Annotated in this window: 13 protein-coding genes; 5 read left to right on the forward strand and 8 right to left on the reverse strand. The window is 58.0% G+C overall.

Annotated features, from left to right (window positions below; all coding sequences use genetic code 11):
- Positions 1-21: 21 nt before the first annotated feature.
- From VO84_RS19550 to VO84_RS19575, 6 genes are all read right to left on the reverse strand, one after another.
- Positions 22-1,683, reverse strand: coding sequence for a glycoside hydrolase family 32 protein (locus VO84_RS19550; RefSeq protein ID WP_197414136.1), 1,662 nt, complete (start codon positions 1,681-1,683; stop codon positions 22-24).
- A gap of 96 nt (positions 1,684-1,779) precedes the next feature.
- The gene (gene gltX, locus VO84_RS19555; protein WP_058189473.1) at positions 1,780-3,237 is read right to left on the reverse strand and encodes a glutamate--tRNA ligase; all 1,458 of its coding nucleotides are present in this window, start codon (positions 3,235-3,237) and stop codon (positions 1,780-1,782) included.
- Between the two features lie 31 nt (positions 3,238-3,268).
- Entirely contained in the window at positions 3,269-3,514 is a 246-nt protein-coding gene (locus VO84_RS19560) for a hypothetical protein (RefSeq protein WP_058189474.1), read from the reverse strand.
- A gap of 42 nt (positions 3,515-3,556) precedes the next feature.
- On the reverse strand, positions 3,557-4,174 hold the full coding sequence (gene ispF / locus VO84_RS19565) for a 2-C-methyl-D-erythritol 2,4-cyclodiphosphate synthase (protein WP_058189475.1): 618 nt from the start codon (positions 4,172-4,174) through the stop codon (positions 3,557-3,559).
- Between the two features lie 61 nt (positions 4,175-4,235).
- On the reverse strand, positions 4,236-4,955 hold the full coding sequence (gene ispD, locus VO84_RS19570) for a 2-C-methyl-D-erythritol 4-phosphate cytidylyltransferase (protein WP_058189476.1): 720 nt from the start codon (positions 4,953-4,955) through the stop codon (positions 4,236-4,238).
- A gap of 62 nt (positions 4,956-5,017) precedes the next feature.
- Positions 5,018-5,482, reverse strand: a complete 465-nt coding sequence (locus tag VO84_RS19575; protein WP_058189477.1) for a GNAT family N-acetyltransferase — start codon at positions 5,480-5,482, stop codon at positions 5,018-5,020.
- 47 nt (positions 5,483-5,529) lie between these two features.
- Here VO84_RS19575 and tilS point away from each other — a divergent pair, with 47 nt between their 5' ends.
- The 4 genes from tilS to VO84_RS19595 all read left to right on the forward strand — a co-directional run bounded on the left by tilS (position 5,530) and on the right by VO84_RS19595 (position 13,928).
- Complete coding sequence (gene tilS, locus VO84_RS19580; RefSeq protein WP_058189478.1) at positions 5,530-6,921, forward strand: tRNA lysidine(34) synthetase TilS; 1,392 nt, start codon at positions 5,530-5,532, stop codon at positions 6,919-6,921.
- A gap of 206 nt (positions 6,922-7,127) precedes the next feature.
- Entirely contained in the window at positions 7,128-9,050 is a 1,923-nt protein-coding gene (gene ftsH, locus VO84_RS19585) for an ATP-dependent zinc metalloprotease FtsH (protein ID WP_058189479.1), read from the forward strand.
- A 216-nt stretch (positions 9,051-9,266) separates the two neighbouring features.
- The gene (locus VO84_RS19590) at positions 9,267-13,049 is read left to right on the forward strand and encodes a TonB-dependent receptor (protein ID WP_058189480.1); all 3,783 of its coding nucleotides are present in this window, start codon (positions 9,267-9,269) and stop codon (positions 13,047-13,049) included.
- A 264-nt stretch (positions 13,050-13,313) separates the two neighbouring features.
- Positions 13,314-13,928: a hypothetical protein gene (locus tag VO84_RS19595; protein ID WP_157440021.1), complete on the forward strand. Its 615-nt coding sequence runs from the start codon at positions 13,314-13,316 to the stop codon at positions 13,926-13,928.
- 38 nt (positions 13,929-13,966) lie between these two features.
- Here VO84_RS19595 and VO84_RS19600 read toward each other — a convergent pair whose 3' ends face one another.
- Positions 13,967-14,371 carry a DUF1801 domain-containing protein gene (locus VO84_RS19600; RefSeq protein WP_231738102.1) on the reverse strand — a complete coding sequence of 135 codons (405 nt, stop codon included), beginning with the start codon at positions 14,369-14,371 and terminating at the stop codon, positions 13,967-13,969.
- Between the two features lie 85 nt (positions 14,372-14,456).
- Between VO84_RS19600 and VO84_RS19605 the strand changes: the two genes are divergently transcribed.
- Entirely contained in the window at positions 14,457-15,491 is a 1,035-nt protein-coding gene (locus VO84_RS19605; RefSeq protein WP_058189482.1) for a metallophosphoesterase, read from the forward strand.
- A gap of 70 nt (positions 15,492-15,561) precedes the next feature.
- Here VO84_RS19605 and VO84_RS19610 read toward each other — a convergent pair whose 3' ends face one another.
- Complete coding sequence (locus VO84_RS19610) at positions 15,562-16,161, reverse strand: outer membrane beta-barrel protein (RefSeq protein WP_058189483.1); 600 nt, start codon at positions 16,159-16,161, stop codon at positions 15,562-15,564.
- Between the last annotated feature and the right edge of the window lie 94 nt (positions 16,162-16,255).

Here is a 16,255-nt window from a genome sequence, read left to right on the forward strand (position 1 = left end):
GCGCGCACTGCCTACGCTTCGCTACTGCTTCTCCCACATCGACTTCATTTCATACACATCCAACTGCTTTAATTTGCCTGCACTCAGCCCCAATGCATGGCTTCCCGTGTTCGCTGAAAGATCCGCCAGAATATAGCGCTCGCCGCCATCGACAAACACCTCTGCCACTCCTCGGTCGATCAATACTTCCACCGCCGCCTGTCCCCCACGCGTATCTTTCGCCGCAATGGTCGTCAGTAGCTGATCGCCATACGTAATCTTCAGTGGCTCGTCTTCTTTCAGTTGCGCGTTGAACTTCACATGAAGTGGCTTGCGTGCAAATGCCGCCAACTGCCGGTTTGCCGCATCCGCGCTCACATCTTTCCATTGGTGCTGCGCCCCATGCAGCAGCGCAATCTCCTTCACAGGCGAAGCAAGCAGCCTCACTCCTGCGCTTGTCGTCGCCAGCCGGAATTCAGTCGGAAAAAGCATCATCTGCGTAAACGGCATATCTTGGGCATCTATCCGTCCCCAGCCCATCTGCACGCGCCTGCCGTCCGGCATATTGACAAATGACTCCGCCGCATACAGCACGTCATCTCCATGCTGGTTCTTTCCCTCGGCATATCGCAGCATCGGTGTTTCAGGCGTAAATTTCTCACCGTCAAAACTGCCAATCATATAATTCGCTGAAGCCCCATGCAGAACCCATTTCCTGTGCTCTGAATTTCCATCAACAGGAAGCTCAAACAGATCGGGACATTCATGAAATCCAGCCACATGACTGGTCCGTGTCCATTTTTTCAGGTCCATGGAGCGGAAGAACGACATCCCGTCCTTCTCGAACAGCACCATCACCCAGTGCTTACCGGGCTCATACCAAAAGACCTTGGGATCACGCGTATCCTTCGAGCCAACCTCGGCACCCGTGTCCAGCACCGGGTTCCCCACATAACGTTGGAAGCTTGCGCCACCGTCCGTACTGTAAGCAATACACTGCACCTGCTTATGTGTTGTGCGGTCAAAGGCCGTATAAAAAATCACCAGTGCATCCTTACCAAAGCCCGCAACATTCTCGTGATCAACCAAGCTTGTTCCGGACCACACCGCACCGAGTTTGTCCGGCAGCAGCGCGGTTGGCATCTCGTGCCAGTGCACCAGGTCGCTGCTCACCGCATAGTCCCACTGCATAAATCCAAAGTCAGTCTTCGTTCCATACGGAAACGACTGCCAGAATAACCGGTACTTCCCGTTGTAATAAATCGGCCCATTAGCGTCGTTGTTCCACCCGCTCTTCACGGTGAAATGGAACGCCGGCCGGCCACTCTCTTTGTATAGCTGTGCCGCATCATGCACTTCGTCTGCCTGGTAAATCCGCTTCAACACGGCTTGCGTCACCGGCCCGGAAAGAGTAACCGTCTGGCCTTTAAGCTCGCTCACATCGATAGAAACCCAGTAGTCGATTTTCTCGTCGGCCAATTGCAGCGGAAACTCGCGTTCCACTCTTCCATCCAGCGCAATTTGAAAAGGCCGCGCTTCCGCACCGCGGTTGATGGGTACATTCAGCAGTCTGTGCGTAATGTGCAGCGTCTCGCTGCTCTGTCCCTGGGCTATGAGCGTCCGGTTCCACAATCCGGCTGCCAAAAGCCCTGTAAAGAGCGCACATCGCAAAAGGTTCTTCACCTTGCGGATCATTCCAGGCATATCTTTGACTCCCAAAAACATCGTGTCCAATGTACACGCTGCATTCAGGCGCATGCCCTTGTCAATTGGAGAGCGCGGAGCCTGGCCCATCAAGGGTTATGCTAATTTTGCGGCCAGCCGCGCAACCACCCGCTGCTGCCCCAGCGCAATCATCACAGCAAACAAGCTCGGAGCCACACCCTGCCCGGTCAGCACCACGCGCGCTCCATTGATTAGCACGCCAGCCTTCAGGCCCTTTTCCTCGGCAAAACCGCGCAGCACAGCCTCGGTTGAAGCCTCAGTAAACTCCGTCACCGCAGCATACCTCGCGCTCAATTCCTTCAGCAGCACCGGCACATCGCTCGTCAAAAACTTCGCCGCAGCCGCTGGATCAATCTCAAACTCATCCGAAAAATACGCCCGAAACGCAATCGCAAAATCTTTAAGGTTCCGCGCCCGCGGTTTCAGTAGCTCAATCGCCTGATGAATCTCCGTTTCACTCCGCGTCGGCGTAAACTCCGCCTGCTTCCATTCCTCTTCAATCAGCGGCATCAGCAGCTCCGCCGGATACGCGCGAATGTACTCCGTGTTGAACCACGCCAGCTTGTCGTTATCAAAGACTGCATTCGACTTCGAAATGCCGCCCAGCGAAAACAGCTTTACCAATTCGTCCGACGAAAAGATCTCGCGATCCTTGCCGTCCGCGTCCTTGACATTCCCAGGAGTCCATCCAAGAAGAGAAAGAAAATTCCGGAACGCCTCAGGCACAATTCCCAACTGCTTGTAGCTGATCACGCTCGTCGCGCCATGCCGCTTTGAAAGCCTTGTTTTGTCCGGCCCCAGAATCAGCGGCACATGCGCAAACACCGGCAGCTTCGCGCCCAGCGCGCGATACTGCAGCACCTGCTTCGGCGTATTTGAAATATGATCCGCCCCGCGAATAATATGCGTCAGCCGCATATCAATGTCATCCGCCACCACGCTCAGGTGGTATGTCGGGATTCCATCCGATCGCAGCAGCACGAAGTCTTCAATCTCGGCATTGGCAAACTCCACTTTGCCAAAGACCGCATCATCGAAACTTGTAGACCCACCCTCCGGCACCGCAAACCGAATCGCCGCCGACTCACCCGCCGCCACACGCCGCTCCGCCTCTTCCTTGGCAATCTTGCGGCACCGCCGGTCATACATCGGCGGCCTGCCCGCAGCCGTCGCTTGCGCGCGTCGCTGCTCCAGCTCTTCTTTCGTGCAGAAACACGCATACGCATGACCTGCGTCAATGATCTTCTGCGCCGTGGCTTTGTACAAATCCAGCCGCTTCGACTGATAGAACGGACCCTCGTCCCAGTTCAGCCCCAGCCAGCGCATCCCCACCAGGATGCCCTCGACCATCTCTTCACTAGATCGTTCAAAATCCGTATCTTCTATGCGGAGAATCAGCGTCCCGCCCGTATGCCGGGCAAAGAGCCAGTTAAACAATGCGGTGCGCGCCCCGCCGACATGCAGATAGCCGGTAGGAGAAGGCGCAAATCGTACGCGAACAGGTTTTTCCAGTGAGGGAGTCGAATCAGGCATCGGTCAGAGTTTCCTCTTCGATGCTACCAGCTTAGGCTTTACAGCTGCGGTGGCACATATCCGCCTCGTATTGGAGGTCGCTGCGAAGGCCATTCCGCAAACGCGAGTATAAAAAGCGAAATGATTGTGCCGAACGGAATAATGCACAGCGCACAAAGCCAGGGGTAAAGCCGGCCTTCTTATAGATGAACCAGAACGGCACAACATACAAAACCATGAGGAACGAGAACACAATGAGGAGCAAAATCAAATGCCAAGGCTGAAAGAAATCGCCCATAAATGCCTCCTTGAAAATGGCCTCGCGCAGCCAGGCTAAGCTTTAAGTCAAATCCTCCGTGTCATACACCGGCTCTATCGTCCGCTTTTTCTGCACACCATGCACGCTCGCCAGCAGATCGTCTACAACGTCCTCAAGCTGCTTCTGGCTCTCAATGACAGCGCTCATGCTCCGCAGGCCATCCCCCTCGGAGACCCGCTCCACCAGCGCCACGGCATGACATTGCGCCACATGATCCAGGCCCATCCCCTCGGGCGTTTTCGCCTTGATGCTCACCTGGTTCATCTCTACGTCCAGCAACTCCGCTACTCGCGCCCGCATATCTCCGGCAATCGGAGAAATCTTCGGCGCGGCCAGCACCAGCGTAATGTCCACATTCACAATCCGGTAGCCCGCGTGCGATAGCTCCTCCAGAGCCAGCTGTAGAAAGATCGCCGAGTCCGCGTCCTTCCACCGCGCGTCGCCCGGCGGGAAAAAGCTCCCGATATCACCAGCGGCCACCGCGCCCAGCAGCGCATCCGTCACCGCGTGCAGCAGCACATCGCCGTCAGAATGCCCGGCCAGTCCCTCCGAATGCTCCAGCGTCAAGCCGCCAATACGCAGAGGAACACCCGATTTGAATGCATGCGAGTCCCAGCCAAATCCGATCCGTGTGTCCATCGTTAGCGCATTCTCCTGAAAGAGCTAGTCCAAAAAGTGGAAGCGCGGGGCGCCTAAGAAGTTACACCGCAATGCGGCGTTGACGTAAATAAAACTCCGCCAGCTCCAGATCCCCCGGCTGCGTAATCTTCAGGTTAACCGGCGATCCGGGAACCACTGCAACCGCGTGCCCCGCGCGTTCCACCACGCTCGCCTCGTCCGTGCCCACAAAGCCGTCTTCTGTTGCCTCGGCAAAAGCCGCCCGCAGCAGCCCAAAGCGAAATCCCTGCGGCGTCTGCGCCAGAACCACAAACTCCCGCGGAATCGTCGCGGTCACCAGCGCTCCATGCGCCGTCCGCTCCACTTGCTTGATCGTGTCCACAGCCGGCAAACCCACAATCGCCGCTCCGTGTTTCATTACTGCATCAATTGTGCGCTCAATCGTTGCCGCGTCAATCAGCGGACGCACCGCATCATGTACCAGCACAACGTCCTCGTCTGCAGCGGGAATGGCGGCAAGCGCATTCGCCACGCTCTCCTGCCGGTTGTCGCCGCCCTCAACCACATGCACGCGGCCTTCAAAGCCATACCCGGCCCCATGCTCAGCAATTTGCGCCTCTACGCGCTCAATCTCCGTCTTGCGCACAGCCACATAGATCGCCGTCACCTGCTTCACAGCCGCAAAGGCGCGCAGCGAATGAATCAGAATCGGCAATCCATCCAGCGAAAGAAATTGTTTCGGCTGCGGCCCGGCCATCCGGGTTCCCAGTCCCGCAGCAGGAAGAATCACAAATACCTGCATAACTCGCCGAGTATAGCAGGACTCGCGGTTCACACAGCACGCCTCCGGCAAAGGCTGTAGCTTCATTCATTCGCCAGTGTCAACCGCATCTCATTCGTCATCGAAAAACCCAGCGTTTCATACAGCGGCCTTCCTTCATCAGAAGCATGAAGTGTCACCACACGAATCCCGCGCCGCTTCGCCTCAGCAAGACAAATCTGCACCAGCTCCCGCGCCAGTCCGCGCTCCCTGTGCGCAGGTTCAACAAACACATTCAGCAGATATCCGCGCACAGTCCCCTCCGGATCCAGCGGATGTGGCGGCCAATCCAGCAGAAACATTCCCGCCGAGGCTACAGGCCGTTTCCCATCACTCGTAATCCAGCCCAGGTATCTGCTCTCCAGAATCATGCGCTCCGTCCACGGAATCGAAGCGCTCTCCACTGTCGCCAGATCCGCCTCATCCGCCGCACCCATAGCGGCAAACATCGCCCTGCGATGTCCCGCAATCAATCGCGCATCTTCTGCATTCGCCATCCGAATTTCCATCCTCGCAGTATACGAAGACGCTGGCTTCCACGCCGTATCATCGTCTCGTGTCCTCCGCGCAACATCCCGTCCTCCCGCTCGACACCACCCACCTTACCCCCGGCCTGCGCCTCGCCGTCGGCGTCTCCGGCGGAGCAGACTCCGTAGCCCTCCTCCGCGTTCTCTATCAGCAGAGCAGGGAACTGGGCCTCGTCCTCCACATCGCGCATCTTCACCACGGCTTACGCGGAGCCGAGGCCGACGCCGACCTCGAATTCGTCCGCTCCCTCGCCGAACAACTCGCGCTTCCATTCCACCCTCACCATGTCGATACTGCTGCAGAAGCCGCAGCGCGTCCCGGAAAGCCGGCCGAATCCATCGAAGAAGCCGCCCGCCGTCTCCGCTACCGGTTCTTTGCAGAACTCTTATCCAAAGAATCACTCAATGCAATTGCAACGGCCCACACTCTCGACGACCAGGCCGAAACCGTTCTCGCCAAATTCCTACGCGGCGCGTGGACGGAAGGTTTATCCGGCATTCATCCCGTCGTCCAAAACGAAGGAAAAATCTTACGTCCCATCCTTGCCGTCACCCGATCCGAAATCGAAGCCTATCTCCGCTCTCTCGATCAGCCCTGGCGCACCGACTCGTCAAACGCCGACACTGCCTACACCCGCAATCGCATCCGACACGAGCTTCTTCCCACCCTCGAATCCTTCAATCCCCAGCTCCGCCGTCACCTCGCCCACATGGCAACGCTTGCCCGCGATGAAGAAGCCTTCTGGGCAGCCGAAACCGCCCGCCTGGCCGCCCAACTGACCCTCCCCGGTCGGCCCGTCCGCGGCGGAGGCCGCGCCAACTCCGGCCCCGGAGCCGATGGCCTCGCCCTCGATATCGCCGCTCTGTCGTCCCAGCCGGTCGCTCTCCAGCGCCGAATTCTCCGCCACGTCGCGGCTCAACTCGGCGTCGCTCCCGATTTTCCGGCCACCGAATCCCTCCGCTTCCTCGCCCTCACCGGCCGGGCTGGCCAGAAAGCCGAACTCGCCTCCGGCCTTCGCGCCGAGCGCTCCCACCGTGAGCTGCGCCTCTCCATCCATCCCCCGGCCACCGCGGACGAAGCCACGGAAGCCCGCCAGCCCATCTCTGTCCCCGTCCCCGGTGTCGCCGAAGCCCCCGCCTACGCCCTGCGCCTCGAAATTCGCCTTTCCGGCTCGAAACCGACCAACTCCGTGCCCCCGGCCACCCTCCGCCCCTGGAAACCCGGCGATCGCGTCACCCTTCGTCACTCCGCCGGTCCAAAAAAGGTGAAAGAAGTGCTGGAACGCCTGAAAGTCTCAGGCCCCCAGCGCGCCTTCTGGCCCGTCCTCGACTGGCAGGGAACAATCCTCTGGATGCAGGGGGTCCAGCTCGAATCCCACCCCGGCATTGAGGTCCTCGCCATCCGTCTGGTTCCGGAATAGTATCCTCCCGAATAACACCTTTGATCCCTTTTCCCTTCCTTCTCCTGGGAGTACAATCAGGAATACTGCTTATCCAGGCAGCGTCTGCCTTGTCTTCTCACAGGAATACGAATTTCTTGTGACACAACAAGGCATTGCGGCGTCATATGGAATATGCAGGCGGCTGGTGTGATTTTTTCTCCCCCTGTCGGGAAACGAGGGTCCTGGTGAATTCGACTGTCAAGACAATCATGTTCTGGATTTTCATCCTTATCTGTCTCGTGCTGCTATACGGCGTTGTCTCCCGTAGCACCGGCCTCGGCAGCAAGGACAATGAGATCACCTATTCCGACCTCTACAGTAAGGTTCAGCAGAACCAGGTCGATGACGCTGCCATCCAGGGCGCTGATCTCCGCGGCCATCTCAAGGGTTCCAAGGACCAGTTCCACACCTACGTCGGCACCAATTACGAAGACCTCAAGCGTGCCATGGTCGCCGCCAACGTCAAGCTCACCATTAAGCCGGAGTCCAGCAGCGTCCCGCTCCAGCTGCTCCTTAACATCGGTCCCTTCGTCCTCATTGGTGCCTTCTACTTCTTTATGATGCGCCAGATGCAGTCCGGCGGAAACAAGGCTCTCAGCTTCGGCAAGAGCCGCGCCCGTCTGCTCTCCATGCAGCAGAAGAAGGTCACTTTCAAGGATGTTGCCGGTGTCGATGAGGCCAAGGAAGAGCTCAAGGAAATCATCGAATACCTCCGCGAGCCTCAGAGATTCCAGAAGCTTGGCGGCCGCATTCCCAAGGGCGTTCTTCTCGTCGGACCTCCCGGAACCGGCAAGACCCTTCTCGCCCGCGCCGTAGCCGGTGAGGCCAACGTTCCGTTCTTCTCCATCTCCGGTTCTGACTTCGTCGAAATGTTCGTCGGCGTCGGTGCAAGCCGCGTCCGCGATCTCTTCGAGCAAGGTAAGAAGAACGCTCCTTGCATCATTTTCATCGATGAAATCGACGCGGTCGGCCGTCATCGCGGCGCTGGCCTTGGCGGTGGACACGACGAGCGTGAGCAGACCCTCAACCAGCTCCTCGTCGAAATGGACGGCTTCGAATCCAACGACGGTGTCATCCTCGTCGCCGCCACCAACCGCCCTGACGTGCTAGACCCTGCGCTTCTTCGCCCCGGCCGCTTTGACCGCCGCGTCGTGGTGGGCCTGCCGGACATTCGTGGCCGCGAAGAAGTCCTTCGGGTGCATGTCAAGAAGGTGCCCGTTGCTGAGGATGTGAACCTCAACGTTCTTGCCCGCGGCACACCAGGATTCAGCGGAGCCGATCTCGCCAACATGGTGAATGAAGCAGCGCTCAATGCAGCCCGCCTCAACCGCAAACAGGTCACCATGTACGACTTCGAGCTCGCCAAGGACAAGGTCCTCATGGGTGCCGAGCGCAAGTCGATGCTGCTCACGGACGAAGAGAAGAAGGTCACCGCCTATCACGAGGCAGGCCACGCTCTCGTTGCCTTCCTGCGCGCTGACTCCGACCCCATCCACAAGGTCACCATCATCCCGCGTGGCATGGCTCTCGGCGTCACTGTCTATCTGCCGGATGACCGCCACAACTACACCCGCGAGTACCTCGAAACCCGCTTGGCCATGCTCTATGGTGGCCGCGTCGCCGAGGAAATCTTCCTCAAGCAGATGTCCACCGGTGCTGGTAATGATATCGAGAAGGCCACCGAGATGGCGCGCGCCATGGTCTGCGAGTACGGCATGAGCCGCCTTGGCCCGCTCACCTTCGGCAAAAAGGAAGAGCAGATCTTCCTCGGCCGTGAGATCGCTCAGCACCGCGACTTCTCTGAGGAAACCGCTCGCCAGATCGACCTCGAAGTCCGCCGCCTCATCGACGAAGCCTACCAGTCGGCCCACGCACTTGTTGAACAGAATGCGGACGCCATGCATCGCCTGGCCAGCGCTCTGCTCGAGCGCGAAACCATCGACGCCGAAGAAGTTAGGATGCTTATCGAAGGTAAGGAACTGCCTCCGGCACGCTCCTCACTTGCCGCGCCTTCGGATGGCGGCTCCGGTACACCGCAGCAGGTCTTCAAACCGGAAGGCCGCTCCGGTGGTTCCAGCTTCCCCGAAGGTTCACCCTCTCCGGCATAAGCCCCAACCAAGTCCAACACCACAAAGGCCGCTCTCTCCGAGCGGCCTTTTCATTGCTTTGTCCATCAATCCGCCTGCAATTGCCTGCCTATCTGAACTTCTCCCTGCAAAATGTTTTTTCAATGCTAAAATATCGTAATTTTTGATTCATCGTTCTAGCCGGCGCCAAGACCAGGCTACAAAAAACCGGCTCGTATTTATTTTGTGAGGTCATCCATGAAGAAGTTCTTTCTACTCGGGGCCATGCTGTGCCTCTGCTTCACCCTCTCCCTCCACGCGCAAAACACAACCTCACTCGGCGGCCGCGTGACAGATAAGACGGGAGCAGTCATCCCGGGAGCCACCGTCACTCTCACTCTCGCCACCACTGGTGCCGTCCGGACCAACACCACCAACGGCAGCGGTGAATTCCAGTTCTCCCAGCTTCCTCCCGGCCGCTACGATCTTCTCGCCGCCGCCGCTGGCTTCACCGGCGCCGAGCGCAAGGGCATGGATCTGCTTGTCAGTCAGCCCGCCACCGTGAATATCTCTCTTACTGTAGCCAGCGTTACATCGCAGGTGACTGTCACCAGTGACATCCAGCCCGTGCTCAACACCACCGATGCGACGATGGGCAATGCCTTTAACAGCGAGCAGGTCTCATCTCTTCCAATCGAAGGCCGCAACGTTCCTGACCTGCTCAGTCTTCAGCCCGGCGTCACTTACATGGGCCGCACGGACGACCAGAACGGTACCAACGCCGTCGGCAACAATTCCGGCGATTCGCGCAGCGGCGCAGTCAATGGCGGCCGCAGTGACCAGTCAAACATCACTCTGGATGGCGTCGATGTAAACGATGTCAACAACGGTTACGCCTTCACCAGTGTCCTCCGCGTTACGCAGGATTCGGTCGCTGAATTCCGCGTCACCACCAGCAATCCCAACGCCTCAGAGGGCCGTTCCTCCGGTGCGCAGGTTGCCCTCGTCACCCGCGGCGGTGGCAATCAGCTCCACGGCGCTGTCTACGAATACAACCGCACCAATCTCTTTGAAGCCAACGACTTCTTTATCAAGCAGCAGCAGGTTATCGCCGGCGAGCCCAATACACCCCCCAAGCTTATTCGAAATGTCTTTGGAGGGGCCATTTCCGGACCCATCCTGCACGACAAGGTCTTCTTCTTTGCCAACTACGAAGGCCGCCGCGACGATGAAGGCTCCAGCAACTCAGGAGTTGTGCCCACCTCTGCCTTCCGCGCCGGCAACCTGCAGTACTACTACGTCAACCAGGGCGGCGGCGATTCCACCTACCTGTTAACCCCGCAGGATATCAAGGGTATGGACCCGCAGGGCATCGGCGAAAACCAGGCCATCCTGCAGATCTTCAACGCCTATCCCACCGGCAATGACATCACGCAGGGCGATGGCCTGAACACAATCGGCTACCGCTTCCCCTACACCCTCCAACGCTCCTATAACACCTACATAGGACGCCTCGACTGGAACATCAACAGCAAACACTCCATCTTCTGGCGCGGCAACCTGCAGAACGACAACGAGCCCACCGCGCCCGTATTCCCCGGCCAGCCCGCGTCCAGCAGCACGCTGACCAATAACAAGGGCTTCGCTGCCGGTTACACCTACATCATCACCAATAACCTCATCAACAACTTCCGTTATGGCTTCACCCGCCAGGGTGTCGCCGATGCCGGCGTTGCCAATGAGCCTTTCGTCAATCTTGCAGCAGTCTCCATGCCCGTGGCCACCACGCGCACCATCACGTACATCATCCCGGTGCAAAACATCGTGGACGATGTCTCCTGGATCAAGCGCACTCACAATTTCCAGTTCGGCGTCAATCTCCGCCTCATCGACGACCGCCGCGTCAGCAACGCCAACTCTTTCCCCGACGGCCAGATGAACCAGGGCTGGCTCTCGAACGGTTCCACCGTCGCCAACAGCGGCGGTCCCTTCGATCCACCTGTTTACGGCTACCCCACCGTCGATTTTTCCAACTATGGCAATGAGTACAACAGCGCCCTGCTCGGCATTACCGGCATCGTTACGGAAGGCGATGCCATCTACAACTACGACAAGCAGGGAACTCCGCTCGCTCTAGGCGCGCCCGTCAAGCGTGACTACGGCTGGAAGGAAAGCGAGTTCTACTTCCAGGACTCGTGGAAGGCTCGTCCGGATCTCACCCTCACCTACGGCCTTCGCTACTCCTACCTGCAAGCTCCCGCTGAAAAATCCGGAACCCAGGTAGGACCCTGCATGTTCTCCGGTTCCGTATGCAAGCCTTATGCCCTCACCAACTATTACAACGGCAGCTCCCAGCAGGCAGCTCAGGGCGGAGCCGCAAACAACGTCGGCGAATTATCCTTCGACTTGAACGGTCGCTACAACGGCCGGTCCGACTTCTGGACGCCGCAGAAGTTTAACCTCGGCCCGCGCGTTGCATTCGCTTACTCGCCCAACCCCACCGGCGGCCTGTGGAACAAGCTTTTCGGTCAGAGCAAGACCAGCATTCGCGGCGGCTACTCGCTTGTCTATGATCACTTCGGCGCAGCCACCGTCAACACCTTCGATTACAACGGCTCTTACGGCCTCTCAACGGATCTTTCCAACCCGCCCGGCTCGGTCTACATCGGCACCGCGCCGCGCTTCACCGGCCTCAACACCATCCCCGCCGGCCTGCTTCCCGCAGCGCCCCCAGGTGGCTTCCCGGCTACCCCATCGCCCGATCAGTTCGCCATCAGTTGGGGCCTCGACTCCGATATCAAAACCCCTTACTCGCATTCCATTGATTTCTCGATTGCTCGCGAACTCCATAACGGCTCTTCGTTTGAGGTCTCCTATGTCGCCCGCCTTGCCCACCGTCTCCTCTCGCAGGAAGACGTGGCCATGCCCATCAACCTAAGCGGCAGCGGCACTACATACTTCGCCGCCGCACGCCAGCTTGCCCAGTACTCGCGCGCTGGAGTGCCCGTCAGTTCCATCAAGCCAATGCCGTATTTCGAGAACCTCTTCGCCGCGCTCGATGGCGTCGATCTCGGATATGGCGCAGGGCCATCCTCCGCCACGCAAAACGTCTATCAGCTCTTCCAGCAGAACATATACAACGAGACCTACGCGCTCTATGAGCTTGACGTGCCCGATTCGCTCAGCGGCGCCGGCGTCAATCCAAACCAGACCTATCCGTCGTACCGCTTCTATCACGATCAATATTCGGCCCTGTATGCCTGGCGCTCCATCGGCAACTCCAACTTCAACGCCCTTGAGGCCGTCTATCGCCAGCACTTCGGCGGCGGCCTGGAAGCCGACCTCAACTACACCTACTCAAAGTCGATGGACATCACCTCGCAGTCCGAACGGCTCAATACCTCAGGCGGCACCAACTACGCCCAGATCATCAATAGCTGGAACCCCAATCAGCTCTATGGAATCTCGGACTACGACGTAACACACCAGATCAACGGCAACTACATCTGGTCCCTCCCCGTGGGACGCGGCAAGCGCTTCCTCGCCAACGAGAGCCATCTCGCCGACCTTTTCCTCGGCGGCTGGGAAACCACCGGCATCGTCCGCTGGACCAGCGGCTTCCCGCTCACCGTCGATAACGGAGCCTACTACCCCACCAACTGGGACATCGAAGGTTGGGCACAGCAGACCTCCAAAATTCCTTCAAGCGCACTCAAGAAGGGCCATCTCACGCAGCGCTTTGCCAATCCGTCCGCCGTCTTCGGCGCTTTCGATCACGCACTGCCCGGCGAGTCCGGTACGCGCAACCCCCTCCGCGGCGACGGCTACTTCTCGTGGGATGCCGGCCTCGACAAGGAGTTCAAATTCACGGATCGCTACAAGTTACAGATCCGCTGGGAAATGTTCAACATCACCAATAGCGTCCGCTTCGACTCACACTCCATCGACGCCACGCTCGACAATCCAACCAACTTTGGCCAGGCTTCTAATCTGTTAACCAACAAGCGCCTCGCCCAATTCTCCGGCCGCTTTGAATTCTAAGCAGCCTGACAACCACCAACAAAGGCCGCTCACCCCGAGCGGCCTTTTCATCTTCAGACAGGCACGACCCCTTGCGCGCAAACGATCGGGTATCATTCATTCACCAACGGCATAGGAATCGAGCCTGATATGAAGAGCAACCTCACTCTCCGAATCCTTGTTTCGATTTTCGCAGTGACTCTCGCCGTGATTCATGTGTGGAAACCGGAAGTCAAAGTAGATTCCATCACCATCGTTTTGCTGGTGCTTTGCGCTCTTCCCTGGATGCAGCCTCTGATCAAAACCGTAGAGCTCCTCGGAGTCAAGATCGAGTTGCAGGAACTGCAGAAACAGGTCGATGAAGCCAGGGGAGCAGCAGCCAGCGCCTCCCGTCAGGCCGGCCTGGCGATATCAGCCTTCGGAGTCTCTTCATCCAGCCCCGCAATTGCCGGCATCGAATCATCCTCAGATGAAGCAACTATCGACGATCTCGCGAACGAGTACGAAAATATCCGCGCAACCCAGCCGTCTGGCAACGCAAGAACCGCGGAGATGACCTCTGTAGTTAGAAAGATGATGGAACTGGCACAGCGCCTCAAAACGTTGGACGTGTACAAACTTCTCGAAACGGGAAGCGACGGAAAACGCCTCTACGCCTACGCTTACATTTACGTTTGGCCAACGCAGGATTACCTCGGAATTCTTGTCAAGACAATCACCACGAGAGAGGACACTCCGTTCGGCCAATATTGGGGCATTCAAGCCCTGAGCCATGTAATTACAAAGGCATCCAATATCCAGCTTGAGGTAAAGGAAAGACTGCGTATGTTTTGGAATAGACTCCCGCGAGGAACCGATCGGGAGTACGAGCTAAATAAAATCCTCAAAGTGATCGAATAAACACCGGGATTGTTTTCGCCGCAACGAAAACATCTTCATCACCCATTCTCAACCCGCGTCTTGATATCCACGTACGCCACCTCAATGAGTTGCCTGAGCGCCACCTCATCTGTCTCAACTCCCGGCCTCAGCTTCACATGCCGCATAAACTTGCCGCTGCCTTGCAGCAACGCAGTCGGATCAGGCAGCGATGCGCCCTGAAAGAATCCCACATTCACGTGGGCTGTAAACACATTTACATAGCCAAAGGGCACATCTCCCAGGCACGCGTTCGCACAGCCGTCATGAAACACTTCACGGACCTCATCGCCGCACGCTCGCATCACCTCGAACCACTCACGCGCCATAGCACCCAACTCGCCTTCATGCCTTTCCATCCACCTCTCAATGGCGGGATCGCGTTGAACCGTCCCATCGAATCGCAGCAAGTCCGTTTTCATCATCGCTCCATTCTCGAATCCATGTTACGAGACCCGCACCACGAACTCTTGTAACCCGCTCTTCACCTCTTCTTGATATAACTCCTCCATGGCCCTCGCAGACCACCTCTCGTCCCCCATCTCTCGCCGCGGCTTTCTCCGCCAGAGCTTCGCCTTCAGCGCTCTCTCCGCACTCGGCTCAGACCTCGCATTCGGGCATGCCCCTGCCGCAAGCCCAGGCGCGCATGAAGTCCTCATGATCGGCGACTGGGGATACGACGACGCCGCAGCGCAAACTCGCGTCGCCGCCGGCATGACCGCCTACGCTCGCAAAAACGCCATCCATCCTGATGCTTTCTTTCTTCTCGGCGACAACTGGTACGGCGCGCTCGATGGCGGCGTCAACTCCACCCGCTGGAAGACAAATTTCGAGGATATGTACTCCAAGGACGTATACAACTGTCCCGCCTACGCTGTCCTCGGTAACCACGACTACCAGCGTTTCCCTGAAAGCAAAGTTGAATCTGAGCTCGCTTACGCTCGTACACCCGGCACCCGCTGGACCATGCCCGCCCGCTGGTATTCCTTCGAATTTCCACGCAAAAATCCGCTCATCACCTTCATCGCGCTCGACAGCAACATGCCGCACGGCAAGCCCTCAACGCCCAATCCCGACAAGCCAAGCCGCGACTTCACCCTGACCCCCGAAGAGAAGGACCAGCAGCTCGCCTGGCTCACCACGGAACTAGCGCGCCCCCGCACCACTCCCTACCTCGCCGTCATCGCCCATCATCCCGTCTACTCCAACGGCCCCCACGGTGACCACGCCACTCTCATCGCCGACTGGGACCCGCTCTTCCGCAAGCACAACGTCACGCTCTACCTCGCCGGCCACGATCACGATCTCCAGCACCTTGAGTTCGAAAACCACCCCACCAGTTTCTTTCTCTCCGGCGGCGGCGGAGCCGATCTCTATAACTTAAAAACTGATCCCGCCCATCGCGGCCCATACGGCCAGAAGGTCAACGGCTTCAGCCATCTCTCCGTCACGGCCGATCAGCTCACTCTCCGCCATCTCGACACCGATGGCCACATCCTTCACTCCTTCACCAAAACGCCCGCAGGCAAAATCGCACTGAGCTAAACTTCGCTCCGCATAACAAATAAAAAGGCCGCTCAATCGAGCGGCCTTTTCAATCCCGGATATGTAGTTCCTAGAAAACCCTGTACCCCACACCGACGCTCAGGCCGTAAGGCTGTAGCGAAATCGATGGACTGTTAGGAACTGTAGGGTCTTTCGGAATAAACTTCGGCCAATCCTGGTACTCGAAGTCGACCGCGCGAATGCTCCAGCGCCGGTTCAGTCTGTAATCAAGCGTCCCGCCAAACGTCAGGTCTGTAAAGCGCCCCGTGGTGAAGTTGTCGCCTTGCGGGAAGGTCATCTTTGCCTCTCCGATCAGCACCTTCCCATAGGTTTGGAACTTCCCGAATCGCTTGATCGGCACTCGAGGCCCAATCAGGTAATTGCTCTGGCTTTCATCGCTGCCAATAGAGGTCGGAATGCGCAGCCAACGGCCTTCAGCTTCGATTTGCACCCAGTGTGAGAGGTGAAAATCGATATAAGTGCCGCCCCCGAAGAGAAAGTTCGTCCCATCGTAAGCGGGGTCGGCGTAGTCCGGGTTGAAGCCGGAAATCATGCCGCCCGCCGTCAATGTCAGTTGCCGTCCTCGAGCTGCCTCCACAGCCTGCGCTCCGGCTGGAATCGCCGCGCACGCTGTCAGGCACAATAGAAACCACGCAAAGGTCTTCATCATCACTCTTATATTCTCCAGGCAGCTATCGGTTTAGACGGGAAAGAAATGATTTCAAAGTTACAGAGTTGACACATAAAAATGGCCGAGACTCGTT

This window comes from Occallatibacter gabretensis (genome assembly GCF_001449115.1).
Taxonomy (GTDB): domain Bacteria; phylum Acidobacteriota; class Terriglobia; order Terriglobales; family Acidobacteriaceae; genus Telmatobacter; species Telmatobacter gabretensis.

Bases quoted from the DNA above. Each gene is read 5' to 3' on its own strand.
- VO84_RS19550 (WP_197414136.1), bottom strand. From the start codon at position 1,683: ATGCCTGGAATGATCCGCAAGGTGAAGAACCTTTTGCGATGTGCGCTC.
- gltX (WP_058189473.1), bottom strand. From the start codon at position 3,237: ATGCCTGATTCGACTCCCTCACTGGAAAAACCTGTTCGCGTACGATTT.
- VO84_RS19560 (WP_058189474.1), bottom strand. From the start codon at position 3,514: ATGGGCGATTTCTTTCAGCCTTGGCATTTGATTTTGCTCCTCATTGTG.
- ispF (WP_058189475.1), bottom strand. From the start codon at position 4,174: ATGGACACACGGATCGGATTTGGCTGGGACTCGCATGCATTCAAATCG.
- ispD (WP_058189476.1), bottom strand. From the start codon at position 4,955: ATGCAGGTATTTGTGATTCTTCCTGCTGCGGGACTGGGAACCCGGATG.
- VO84_RS19575 (WP_058189477.1), bottom strand. From the start codon at position 5,482: ATGGAAATTCGGATGGCGAATGCAGAAGATGCGCGATTGATTGCGGGA.
- VO84_RS19590 (WP_058189480.1), top strand. From the start codon at position 9,267: ATGAAGAAGTTCTTTCTACTCGGGGCCATGCTGTGCCTCTGCTTCACC.
- VO84_RS19595 (WP_157440021.1), top strand. From the start codon at position 13,314: ATGCAGCCTCTGATCAAAACCGTAGAGCTCCTCGGAGTCAAGATCGAG.
- VO84_RS19600 (WP_231738102.1), bottom strand. From the start codon at position 14,371: ATGATGAAAACGGACTTGCTGCGATTCGATGGGACGGTTCAACGCGAT.
- VO84_RS19605 (WP_058189482.1), top strand. From the start codon at position 14,457: ATGGCCCTCGCAGACCACCTCTCGTCCCCCATCTCTCGCCGCGGCTTT.
- VO84_RS19610 (WP_058189483.1), bottom strand. From the start codon at position 16,161: ATGATGAAGACCTTTGCGTGGTTTCTATTGTGCCTGACAGCGTGCGCG.